Source organism: Catalinimonas alkaloidigena, from assembly GCF_029504655.1.
GTDB lineage: Bacteria > Bacteroidota > Bacteroidia > Cytophagales > Cyclobacteriaceae > Catalinimonas > Catalinimonas alkaloidigena.
Genome location: NZ_JAQFIL010000001.1, coordinates 4,610,513 through 4,622,803 on the forward strand (window position 1 = coordinate 4,610,513; position 12,291 = coordinate 4,622,803).

Here is a 12,291-nt window from a genome sequence, read left to right on the forward strand (position 1 = left end):
TCATTAGTTTTTGCTAACCGGCGAACCTACATTAGACAATGCCAGTACTTACAGTGAAATACGCTCCTTGATCATGTATTAAGCACTGCTGTTTTCCGCTCTGCTCCTATCCGGTATTGCTCCAAATCAGTGAAAGCCGGAGGTGCGAGCCAATCTTCATTTAGTCCCAGATCAAAGACAGTTTCAAACCCTTCAGGCATTTTGGCTGGCGGTTCGTCATAAGTCATGAACCAGCATTTGAAATGATCGTCCAGTACGCCATTGGCTTCCGGCATAAACATGGTAAAGAAAGGATCTGGTGTGATCTCCAAGTCCCTGAGGTAAGAGACATTAGGGTGGTCACCAATGTAGAGTCTCGCATTGGCTTTGCCGAACAGATTAATGCCTACCTTGGACTCAAAATAGATATAGGAAGCCATCAGCATATTTCGGTATCGACAGTAATTGGTCGTACCCACATTGAGCTTGAAGCTGGGTGACTTAGGGCGGTCTATTTCAATGCGAAAAGCAAACTGACCATCTTTCTCATACTGGCTGGAAACCATATCGTCCGTAATGATAAAATCCAGATTGGCCTGATGCTTAGGCATGCCCCATATTCCCTTGCCTCCTTTAACTGATACTTCAGAACTTACCGGCAGATCCAGAATATATTGCCCGGTGCCAAAAGTCTTCATCATCATGGCAGGCAGCAGTGGCGGCGCAGGTTTGCGTCCGTGTGTGCAGGCAATAGCGATGCTATACTCTATGTATTTACCTATACTGGTATCCAGATAATTGATCACAGTGATCAGTAGCACTGCTTTGCCATTGGGCAATTTAAATGCATGCAGTTCATTACCGGGCAGCAGGGCATTTGCTTTCTCGTAGTCACAGGAGAAACCCGCCATCAGTGCCGGAGAGTTTTTGGCATAGATGGGCATCTTATAAGGAATACCATCTACGAGAGCGTACCGGTCCCGGTACCGCTTGATTCTTTTGGGGATGGCCATGATTGTGTTTGTTTAGGTTGTAGTTCTTGCTTGAGTTCTTTCATTATGATGGGAAATATATCACGGTGGGCATGCTTTCCGAGAAAAACATCCAGATGGCTGTAGCCTTTCAGGATATAAAGCTTATGCATACCCGGCTGTATGCTTTCCAGGTATTTATAGGTGTTCTGCTGGCTTCTAGGCAGAAAGCAGCGGTTCTTTTCTCCACCGAAAAGGACGACCCGGGCATGAAGCTTGGGGGGCTGAGACAGATACGTTCTCATCACATCATCCTGATTGTCAGCAGGCGCTAAAGCTCCTCTTCTTACTCCTTTCTTAATGTGGTCAAAAAAGCTTAAAGGAACTTCGGCAAACTCATGCTGAATCCATGCTTTGGTAGTTTCATCCAGATTCTCCAATCTCCATAAGGCAGGAAAGCCCGCCCCGTAGGTGAAACTTACAAACTTGCCCACCAGCGTATCATTCTCCCGATGGGTCAGCATGACCAGGAAGCGCAGTATTTTTGTTCTGATATCCGGTGCTTTTACGCCCCATTGAGGATTAAGGTACTTGAACATCAATTTGACAATGGGCACAAAAACATTCAGTTTAAAAACAGAGTAGAGGGGGACTACCGGATGTAAAGATACCGCGTTGCTTATAATGACTTTGACCTCAGGCAACAATCCCAGCACGGCCGCAATCATAAAGCTGGTACTCCCCTGACAGTGAATAATGGCTTTGATCTCTTTTGCTCCGGTCTCTTCCAGCACTTTTTTTACGGCCGCCGGATGATCATAAAGCGCTGCCTGATCCAGGTCCCATTCGTTGGGCAACAGATCAATGCTGGCCCGCCAGTTTTCCAGCCACACATCGTAGCCTTCTTCCACCAGCATATGGATAATATTCTTCTCGGTAGGGGGATTGAAGATGTCGGCTCTTACGCCTGCTCCATGTACTAAAAGCACAGGCGTTTTTGCAGGTTGTGAACCTTGGCCGTCAGGCGTGTGGTCTACAACATGTTTTAGGTTGCAGAAAAACCCATCACGACTCGTAAAGGGCACAGTTTCAAACTGTATAGTCATAATCTTTGTGGTTAGGCATGATTAACTTACATATTTTATTACATAAATACAATAAAACAACACTGTCTTCATATAATGCTTTGTTTTGATATCCATGTTTTGGCCTTAAGCTGAGTTGTTTAGCTTGCTGTTGCCGCTGATAGAGCTGAAAAAGCCACTAAACCTTAAAAGATATGGAATGGCAGTAGCCAGCCCCGCCATCAGTGCTACAAACTGACTGATGATTTCTTTCTGAGACAGTGAAACGAATACAATAAGGCTAATCAGCAAGATCAGGAAGACAGAACTGTATAAACTCCAGGTACCGGAACGCCTAAGTTCTTTCTCCATGGCCAGTGATTCTGATTCTTTGATGGTTGACAGTATAAAATTTCTAAAACTTTCATTCATCACCTGTAATGACTCATGATAATATATCAACCCTTTCTCCAGTAGCTTTTTCAACCCTCTTTCATTTTGGGTATTGACAAATCCATCCATCGCCAAATCGTAGAGCAGGTATTTCTCTTCTTTTGAGCAGGTGTTCCATAGCGAAAAATAGAAGGGTTGGGCCATGCTCTGTATCTTCAGAATAATTTCTTCTTTTACATCATTATGCTGAAGGGGCTTGCTTTCTTTTTCCTGTTCTACTACTGCAAGAGAAGGCATAAGCACTATATTTCCGGGCTCCCACTTCTGCGTGAATGCCTGCTTGATCCGACGGAAATACTCTTCATTTACCCGAAACTCATAGGACAATAGTTCTTTAATGCTAAAATTTTCAGCGTACTTCTGATGCAGGGTATTTTCGTGGAGCAAGGAATAAAATACCTTGACAAAGCCCGCCAGTATGTCTTTCCATTTAGACATCTGTATCTCAAGTTCTGCCTTTTGCCCTACATCTTCCAGCTTAGTAATACGTTCCTCGTATTGGTCTATTATCTGGGTTGGCGACAGGCGGGATACAATAATAATGTTATTTTGATTTCTGAGTAAGCGCTCTACAATATCCAGTATTTGTTTATTGGCCAGAGTATCTTCTATTACGTAGCTAAAATGCTCAAGCACTACCTGGCTGTTTTTGATCTTCAGGATTTTGGCACACTCTTTTTCATCCAGCAGGTGTGGTACATCAAAGACCTGGAGATGGTTTTTTTGATACAATTGATGGGTACCGGCAAAAGGAAGTGCCACCACGAAAAGATGCTTATGCCCATCTTCCTTCAAATTTGTACTAAAATAATTATCCAGATAGGCATCGTCAATCTCCATAGTCTGCAGATTATTGAATAGCTCCATAGCAAAGAACTTATTGGTAGCGAAACGGACGACATAGAAAATAGCTACTAAAAATGATAACCAGATCACTGCCAACCAGAAGGTATTTTCTTTAAGCTCGCTCCAGATATATGGCCAGTTTAAACCTCTGCTTACAGTAGCTAGCACTACTCCATCATCAGGAGTCTGATTTACGCTATGATAATGCATACGTATCCCATGCGTATCACAAAGATCAGTTTTCCATTCATCTCCCCCTTTAGAGAATACAAACCCATTTGAAGCTACAAACATATTCGTGAAAAACGGGCGGCTACGATGGAGTAAGCTGTTCCAGCGGGGGCGCAATTTAGTCACCTTTATACTGGATCGGCAATCACATGCTTTAAAATTGAGTGTATTATAATAGTTGCCTTCATGTATAGCCAGCTGATAAATACTTTCTGGCTGAGTATTTTCTTCATTCACCACTGTCTTATGCTTATACAAAGTGTGCAGGGCTACATTCCTACTTTCTCTCGCTTTACTGATTTCATAAAGCTCATACTTTGCCCATATTTCCAACTCCTGTACATAAGCAGCGCTGTATAAGAAAATTGCCGGAAGTATACTGCTGACAAACAAATAGGTAAACAGCATGCCCCAGTAAGCATTTCTAAAACCTGTCTTGACAGGTGGCCAGGGGAGATTTTGTAAGTTTTTGCTACGCAGCGGGATGGACAGGATGAATGAAATCACTACCACCAGTAATAAGACGAAAAAGTTTTCGCCCCAACCTAAAGTAATCAGGCTGGTCATTACATAGATAATGAGGCAAACAGCAATTGTAGCCCCCAATATGATTCTACTTTTATACCTCTTTTGCCTTGAATCATCTTCCAGGACTAACCATCCACAGCTATTACTAAACAGGACAGCGTATAAAAATGAAGACAGCACCTGTAAAACTGTAAGCTCATAATACAGGTGGTATAACCCTAGTGCCGTAGCCAGGATGAGATTGTATATCATGATACTAAAGTATCTTTCTCTTTTCCCCTTCACAGGCCAAAGCCAGTCGTAGTAAAATGTCTGCTTTTTAAGCTTGGAGGGCTTATGGTCAAGTAGAGAAATAAGATACAACTGAAAAAAAGCTATTCCCCCGATCACGAGGACACAGATCACACAAAAGCTGATAAGCTGTAAGTAGGGCGATTCTATATAGGCTTTATCGTAGGCAGTCACCAGCATCCAGGGCGTATGCTTCAGCGGACTGATGTAGATCATCTGACTGTTTTCTCCGGCATATACATTGGCGTAAATATTATTCTTTCCAATCAGTGCGGAGCGAACTCCTCTATGATCATCTACATCAGCCAGAAGATTTTCCTGTAAGTTCTTCTCTTTGTCAGAGTGAAAGAGCACATCGCCTTCTTCGTTAATTACACAGAAGGAAAAGGCAGGCGGAAGCAGGGGGTCCATGAGCGCATGCAGGCGAATAGATGCCGCCAGCACCTTGATGTTATCGATGGTTTTGTCCTTAAGATCAATATGGTCACTTTTGGACGGAACAGATACGACTGCCAGCTTCTCTGAGTTTAACCAGGAGGTAATAGACTGCACATAAAAAGTATTTTGCGTGCTGATACGATCTGAATGCCAACCATTGTTATTGGCTATCTCATAAAAGTAAGGGCGCTCCTTAAAGTTTTTAGGTTCTATCGCTTTGCTTTTACTGGTTTCAGTAGAAATCTGGTACTTCCACGTACCCTTATCATCAATCCAGTAAAGGTTTCTTAAAAAAGCGTAGCGATTCAGCTTTTTGTGCAGTGCCTTATATTCATCTTCAAATATATTAATATTGGTAAATGTATGATTAGGGGATTGCTCATAAGCCACCTCTTCCATTTCTTTCATCAGCGAGCTGATGGAATCCAGCTCCTGCTCAAAATCTCTATTGATATGATCAGACAACGCGCTTAGGTCACTTTCTATATTTTTCAGGTCGGCACGATAAGATGCCCAAAAAAGCAAAAACAGTGATAGCAAAGAAGTGCAGATGACAAAAGAAGAAGTAGAAAGTACTACATCTATCCGGTGCAGACGCTCTATAGGGCTGATGAGTGAAAGTTTGATAAGCGGCAACGCAAATATGAGTATCAGTAATATCACGGCAATTACGATGACGACCATATAGGGGATCATTTTGATATCCGCTTCAAAATTTTCAGCATTTACCAGCGCGTAAATGGTCCATACCTCATTGTCACTGGACTGTATGTTAGTAGAAAACAACTTATACTCCGCAGCCGAGAGCTGTACTTTAATGCCCGGCTCATAAACTTCAGGTATTTCTTCTAACTGATCTAGCTTAAGTTTTACCTTTTGCTTCTCAGCGCCCTTTAGCAGGCTATCCACATTAAAACTATTGTCAGAAGACTCTCGGGAGACCTGTAATAATTCTCCATCCACAGTGCTATACGCCAACGCATTGCCTTTAAAAAGCAGGTAATCATCAAATCGCCTGGTTTTTTGGAAAGGTGCAAAGAAGAAATCCACGGTGGCAGCCAGTTCCACACCGCAGGTCTTAATGTTCGTTTTGGTGTTTTCTATGACATAAGGATAAGCTATATCATTTGCCATTTTGAAAGTAGTATCTATAAAACGAAGGTTGGGATTGCCCGAAGTCCTATTCAGTTCTGCGCTCAGCTGTTCAATCAGTGCTTTTCTGTCATCAGGGTCTTCGCAATTATCAAATATACTTTTGATGCTGTCCTTGATATATATGGAATTGGCGGTCTTGCGGTATACTTTATCCTTTTCTTTAAAGTTGATTGCGATCTGTTGCAGGTCTCTTACACGCTTGGAAATCTGAAACGCTTCTCTGGCAGGTAAGTATACCCAAAAGTAATAGCCAAACAGTGCCGCCAACACCATGAAGGTGCCTAGAATGATATACGAACGACGAGGCAGGTTAGAAAACAGTTTCATAATTTAGGAATCTTAATTGCAATGGCTGATTGCTTCTATCAATACATCAATTCCGCTCTATGAATTAGTAGACTAACATGTGTTAATGTAACCTACTTGGTCCTAAAACTTGGATAACTACAATATTTATCCTGTTAGTCAGACTGTTCTCTGGCTAAAGTGCTAAAATGACATTCTGATAGTCATATAGTTATAAGCACTTAGCTGAAAGTACGTAATTAAACGATCATTTTCAACTAAGGAGGCTATTGAAAGCCATGACCAAATAATCACCAAAACACCTAAGTTTAATCAAGTGGCAAGTCTACTTTTATAAAGTTCAATTTTCTGGTCTTTCTCGTTTTTTTCCCCTGGTCTCTGTACAGAAACCGCAACCGAGAAGTTAGGCTACAGGGGTGCCCGCAAAACTCGCATGAATGACTGATTGAAACAAACCAATCATTTTTACCGCAATGCGCTGGATTATGTGGAGACGCTGGATCAGTACAATATTCCCCGCCACGAACTGGAAGAGAGTAAGTCACTACTGGGTCAGTTGATAGCGCTATCCGCGCTACAGCGGAAAGCACACAGCAATGCGCAGGAACTTACCCACAAGAAGCAGGAAGCTTTGGCCCAGTTAGATCGCTGGTATCGCAAACTTATCAGGGTAGCCTACATTGCCCTGGAAGAAGAACCTCAGCAGATGGAAGCCCTGGCGGGGTAGTGGTCTAGCGATCTCCCTTGCCACCGCCCACCCTTTTATCCCTGAAGGGATTCTACGCGCATTGAATTCTACGGGATTAGTTCGTGCGTCGGCTCCCCTCCCAGGAGAAAAGGGGTGTGAGGTAGCGAAGTTCACAAGCATCAACATAAATAGCACCTTATGCAAAGAAAGATGTTTTATGGTGCCGGGCCTGAGCTCTTTGCCAGAGCGAGGAGGCTTAGGGCAACATGTACTCCGGCAGAAACAGAAATGTGGAAATATCTACGTGAAAGCCAATTGGGTTTGAAGTTTAGAAGGCGGCACCCTATTGCCAATTACATTGCTGACTTTTATTGTCATCAGGCCAAGATTGTAGTAGAGATAGACGGCTCAATTCACAAACTTCAGCACATCAAAGAATATGATGAAGGGCGTACCTATGTAATGGAACAGCTAGGAATTGAAGTTCTGCGCTTTAGTAATGAGGAAGTATTCTCTGATATTGAAACAATAGTAGAGAAAATCAGAAATGTAATCTCTAATATAAAGCAAGAGCCTGGCTAAGCTATATTTTTATTTTACACCTTAGAATTTGAGCTACTGATAGTTTGGGAAGATAGCTGCCTGAACGTAAGCCTGAAAATAAAAGAAGGTCTGCCAATGGCTGACTGCCTTGACAAACCTTCATTTTTGAACATCAATCATTGGTCAATTACATTGGCATTCTTCCGCCTGTGACGCCCATCACCTCACCGGTGATATAGCTTCCTTCCTGAGAAGCCAATAACACGTATATGGGAGCAATCTCTGCCGGCTGACCGGGACGCCCTAGGGATGAAACAGAACCGAACTTCTCAATATTGTCCTGGGGCTGCCCACCACTGGGCTGCAGAGGTGTCCAGAAAGGACCGGGGGCCACCGCATTGACACGGATTCCCTTTTCCGCTACCTGCTTAGACAAGGCTTTGGTAAATGCCACAATAGAAGCTTTGGTCGGCGCATAATCCAGCAGATTATCCGAAGGCTGATAGGCCTGAATGGAAGTGGTATTGATGATAGATGAGCCAGCATCCAGATGTGGCATCGCTGCTTTACATATCCAGAAGAGGGAATATACATTTACCTTAAAGGTATTGTCAAACTGCTCGCTTGTCAGCTCATCAATGGACATCTGAGATGTCTGCCTTCCGGCATTATTGACCAATATATCCAGTCCGCCCAACTCATGCACGGCATCTTCTACCAACTGCTTGCAAAAGCTTTCATCAGCGATATCACCGGGCAGCGGAATAGCCTTTTTACCTTCCGCTTCTACCAGCTTGATCACTTCCTGCGCATTTTCTTCTTCGCTGGGCAGGTAGTTGATGGCAATGTCTGCGCCTTCGCGGGCAAATGCGATCACTGTAGCACGCCCAATGCCTGAATCACCACCGGTGACCAGCGCTTTTCTGCCTTTCAGGCGGCCAAAGCCCTGATAACTTTCCTCGCCGTGATCGGGCATGGGATCCATTTTGTTCACCGAGCCCGGTACAGGCTGCGGTTGACGAGGAAAAGGAGGTTTAGGATATTGATCTACAGGATTCTGCTTCTCGTATTGGTTTTTTACTTTATTATCACTCATTTCAAAAAATAATTTAAGTTAAAAAAATAGCTACCTGCTTTACAGGACAGGTAAGCAAACCAATTTGTATAATACAATAGGAGAACAATTGTTACCAACATTTTCAAAAAAGTAATTGGGTTTTTAAAATACAGGCAAGCAACTAGCCTGATATTTCATTTTTCTCTATTTTGGGCCTATGAAAAGTAAAAAATTAGCACTACACATCCCCAAAATATGCCTTAGCCTGCTCTGCTGTTTACTCATTTCCATACCCCTGCAAGCACAAACTTACGACCTTCTGATACGCAACGCCCGCATCGTTGATGGCACTGGCAATGCCTGGTACGAGGGTGATATTGCCACCCAAAAGGGTATGATTGTCAAAATAGGTGAGCTTGGAAGTAGTAAAGCTAAACAAATAATTGATGCCGGAGGCTTATATGCTGCTCCCGGCTTTATTGATGTGCATACCCATGTGGAAAAAAGCCTGCCTGATCGCCCTAGCGCGGATAACTTTCTCTACGATGGCGTTACTTCCATCATCACCGGCAATTGCGGTGGTTCGGAGGAAAACCTGGGCAAATTTTTTAATGCTATGGAGAAAGAGGGCTTATCTATAAACCTTGCCTCTTTGGTAGGACACAATACAGTGCGTAATGCGGTGCTGGGTTCTTCCAATCGTGCACCAAATGCAGAAGAGTTACAGCAGATGGAAGCTTTGGTCGCTCAAGCCATGGAGGATGGAGCTGTGGGTCTTTCTACCGGACTCATCTACGTACCGGGCACCTATGCCGAGACCGATGAGGTAGTCGCACTGGCAAAGGTGGCGGCTCAATATCAGGGTGTTTATGCTTCCCACATCCGCAATGAGGCCAATGAAGTATTTGATGCTATTGACGAAGCTGTGCATATTGGTAAAGAAGCTAACATTCCGGTAGAAATCTCTCATATCAAGATCTCAAGCAAAAAATACTGGGGCAGAACCAACGAATTGCTAGAAAGAATTGAAGATTATCGTGCGCAGGGCATAGATGTAACGGTTGACCAGTACCCATATACTGCCAGCAGTACCAGACTGGGTGTATTGCTACCTTCCTGGGCTTTTTCAGGGGGTACAGACTCACTTAGAGCTCGCCTGGCAGATACTGAGACCCGCAAAAAGATCAAAGCTGAGATGTTGGAAACCCTGCGAAGCGTAGGCTTTGAAGATTACAGCTATTCAGTGGTAGCCAATTGTCCGTGGGAAGAAAAATACAGCGGTAAAAGTATTGCCGAGATCAATCTTATGCTGGGTAAGACAGCCGGAGCGGCTCAGGAGGCAGAGACTATTATGGATATGATGGCTAAGGTGGAAGAAGGTGATCGTGTGCAAATGGTATATCATAAAATGGACGAAAATGATGTACAACATCTGATGAGATATCCCTTTACCATGATTGCCCGCGATGCCGGCGTGCCTGAGATGGGCAAAGGCGCACCTCATCCCCGTGCTTATGGTTCCTGTTCAAGAGTACTGGCCCATTATGTACATGAGTTGGGCGTAATAAGTCTGGAAGATGCTATTCGTAAGATGACTTCTTTGCCCGCCCAGCGTTTCCAACTCCGGGACAGAGGTTTATTGCAGGAAGGCAAGGCTGCAGATATCCTACTTTTTGACCTGGAAGAGATCAATAGCCCTTCTACCTTTGAAAGCCCGCATGCCTATTCGGAGGGCATGGAGTATGTGATTGTTAATGGTAAGCCAGCAGTAGAAAAAGGCAAGTACAATGGAGAAAGGCCCGGCCAGCTACTGAAAGGACAAGAAGCCAAATAATAATAAAGAAGCCGTCAGGAATTTTTTAGGAAGAAGATCAGACGGCTTGACTTATCTTTGACATTTCCTGTTGCACAAATGCCTCCAGTTCATGCTCACTTAAAGCTCCGGCATGTCTTTTTACCTCTTTTCCCTGGTGAAATAATAAGATTTGCGGTAAACCTTTTACTTTATAACGCTTAAGTAACTCAGCATTCTGGTCAGCATCTATTTTTCCTGCCGCAATGTCAGGATTTCGCTGGGCGAAACTTTCTAAAGCAGGTTCCATCATCATGCAGGGGCCGCACCAGGCTGCCCAGAAGTCTAAAACTACCCATTCATTATCCTGTAAAACCTGTTTGATATTCTGTGTATTGACTTGTAAAACGGCTTGCTCTTTTGCAGAGGCAATAGAAGATGGCAAAAGCCTTTTCAACCATAGAAAAGGGAGACGAAAAGCTGCCAGAAAAGTAGAGAGGAAAAAGCTAAGATAAGCTAAGCTCAGCTTGAAGAAGTTTGGCAGGTTCTTTTGCTTTTGAAAATGCTGTTCTGAAGTATTTTGAAAGTGTATGATCTTATCTCTAAGCGAATTTGCTGTATACATTTATGATTTAGTTGGTCTCAAATCGTTTTCTTCTACTCTGTTTGTATACAAAAGATCTCCATTATTTCATGGCAAGTTGTTTTTTTTGAAAAACCCATACAAAAGCCTATAGCCCGGTAGCAAAACCATCATTGTCGCTCTTGAAGATTGTACTGAATATCTTCCACTTCTACCTTGTACCAATGATAATCACCCTCACTGAGTTTCCAATGGATACTTGCCCTGGCAGGCACACGTATTCCATCAAACTCCTTCACTCCTTCCAGCTGTATCACCCACCTTTCCAGGCTCGCCCCACCTTTCTGATGGTAATAACGGTCGGCTTCCACCCGAATCACCTCCCCCTGTTCATTGAAAAAGAACATAGCTTCGGCAGTACTTTCTCCATATCGCATGCGGGCCTTAGCGGTCGTGGCGTTAATTTCTTCCCAGGCTATATAATCATTGAGGGCAGCCGTAGGATACCACACCAGTTCGCCCAGATAGCGCAACATTGCCCCCTGATCTATTTCCGGCCCATTTGCATGCTCAATAGGGATAAGTGACAGCAGCCTGATGTGCATATTGCCCTTCCCTTCCGCATAATTATCCCGTGCAGCGATGGTCATTCCCATTGGAGCCTTAACATGTGCGAGCCAGATAAAACCTGCATCTTCTGTTCTGGTCCATTGCTCTGCTTCAAAGGGCGTCCATTTACCTTCAGGACTCATGCGCATCTCCCCTGACTGTACAAAACAAGCAGTTTCAATGAAACTTTTTCCCAGGATATTTGTCTTCCTGAGCCATTTCTCTACCATAGGAGGTAAATCAGCCAGTTGATCCGCAGTGATTTTGCCTGCCCGATCTCTTACAAGAGGAAAGAAGTGCCTGACTTCATTTTTGACTGATGCATTGAACTGCCAGTGACTATAGCTTAGTACAATTCCAATTAGCAAGATGATATTAGCCAGTGTTCCAAACTTCGCGTCTGACCAATAAAAAATGATGAGGCCTTGTGAAAACAACAGAGCGAAAATACCGATCATCCACCACCATTCTTTATTGAGGAGAAAAGCAATGGAAGTGACGATCAGCACTACCGCAGCCACTAGCCAGACGATTCCGGCGGCTTTTGAAATGCTCATACTCAGTTGACTGACTTCAGCGAATTTAAAAGCCTTGACAAAGCCCATCAGATGAATCAGAGCATGTAGAAATAATAGTATGGCAAAAACAAGTTTCATAGCAGATTTATCTTTGACTTTTCTGATAAGAAACTACAGCATCAGTCAGGAGAGAAAAATGATATTGGTCACCCTATTTATTGACTTTATGAATAGATGAT

Annotated in this window: 9 protein-coding genes; 3 read left to right on the forward strand and 6 right to left on the reverse strand. The window is 43.6% G+C overall.

Annotation, left to right across the window (positions count from 1 at the left end):
- Window positions 1-71 precede the first annotated feature (71 nt).
- The 3 genes from OKW21_RS18785 to OKW21_RS18795 form a co-directional block, all read right to left on the reverse strand.
- Window positions 72-992 (reverse strand): acetoacetate decarboxylase family protein, encoded by a 921-nt coding sequence (locus tag OKW21_RS18785; protein ID WP_277482043.1) that lies wholly within the window; start codon window positions 990-992, stop codon window positions 72-74.
- Window positions 941-2,056, reverse strand: coding sequence for an esterase/lipase family protein (locus OKW21_RS18790; protein ID WP_277482044.1), 1,116 nt, complete (start codon window positions 2,054-2,056; stop codon window positions 941-943). The genes OKW21_RS18785 and OKW21_RS18790 overlap by 52 nt, the downstream gene beginning before the upstream one ends.
- Window positions 2,057-2,161: 105 nt before the next feature.
- Complete coding sequence (locus OKW21_RS18795) at window positions 2,162-6,283, reverse strand: hypothetical protein (RefSeq protein WP_277482046.1); 4,122 nt, start codon at window positions 6,281-6,283, stop codon at window positions 2,162-2,164.
- A gap of 424 nt (window positions 6,284-6,707) precedes the next feature.
- Between OKW21_RS18795 and OKW21_RS18800 the strand changes: the two genes are divergently transcribed.
- Both OKW21_RS18800 and OKW21_RS18805 read left to right on the forward strand, forming a co-directional pair.
- The gene (locus OKW21_RS18800) at window positions 6,708-6,989 is read left to right on the forward strand and encodes a PQLLE family protein (protein WP_277482048.1); all 282 of its coding nucleotides are present in this window, start codon (window positions 6,708-6,710) and stop codon (window positions 6,987-6,989) included.
- A gap of 159 nt (window positions 6,990-7,148) precedes the next feature.
- On the forward strand, window positions 7,149-7,532 hold the full coding sequence (locus tag OKW21_RS18805) for an endonuclease domain-containing protein (RefSeq protein WP_277482051.1): 384 nt from the start codon (window positions 7,149-7,151) through the stop codon (window positions 7,530-7,532).
- 148 nt (window positions 7,533-7,680) lie between these two features.
- On the opposite strand, the gene OKW21_RS18810 is transcribed toward OKW21_RS18805, so the two are convergent.
- Window positions 7,681-8,589 (reverse strand): SDR family oxidoreductase, encoded by a 909-nt coding sequence (locus OKW21_RS18810; protein ID WP_277482053.1) that lies wholly within the window; start codon window positions 8,587-8,589, stop codon window positions 7,681-7,683.
- A 178-nt stretch (window positions 8,590-8,767) separates the two neighbouring features.
- Here OKW21_RS18810 and OKW21_RS18815 point away from each other — a divergent pair, with 178 nt between their 5' ends.
- Entirely contained in the window at window positions 8,768-10,384 is a 1,617-nt protein-coding gene (locus OKW21_RS18815) for an N-acyl-D-amino-acid deacylase family protein (protein WP_277482056.1), read from the forward strand.
- A 37-nt stretch (window positions 10,385-10,421) separates the two neighbouring features.
- Here OKW21_RS18815 and OKW21_RS18820 read toward each other — a convergent pair whose 3' ends face one another.
- Together OKW21_RS18820 and OKW21_RS18825 are read right to left on the reverse strand one after the other, a co-directional pair.
- Window positions 10,422-10,967, reverse strand: coding sequence for a thioredoxin family protein (locus OKW21_RS18820; RefSeq protein ID WP_277482057.1), 546 nt, complete (start codon window positions 10,965-10,967; stop codon window positions 10,422-10,424).
- A gap of 128 nt (window positions 10,968-11,095) precedes the next feature.
- Window positions 11,096-12,190 (reverse strand): ferric reductase-like transmembrane domain-containing protein, encoded by a 1,095-nt coding sequence (locus OKW21_RS18825; RefSeq protein WP_277482059.1) that lies wholly within the window; start codon window positions 12,188-12,190, stop codon window positions 11,096-11,098.
- Window positions 12,191-12,291 lie beyond the last annotated feature (101 nt).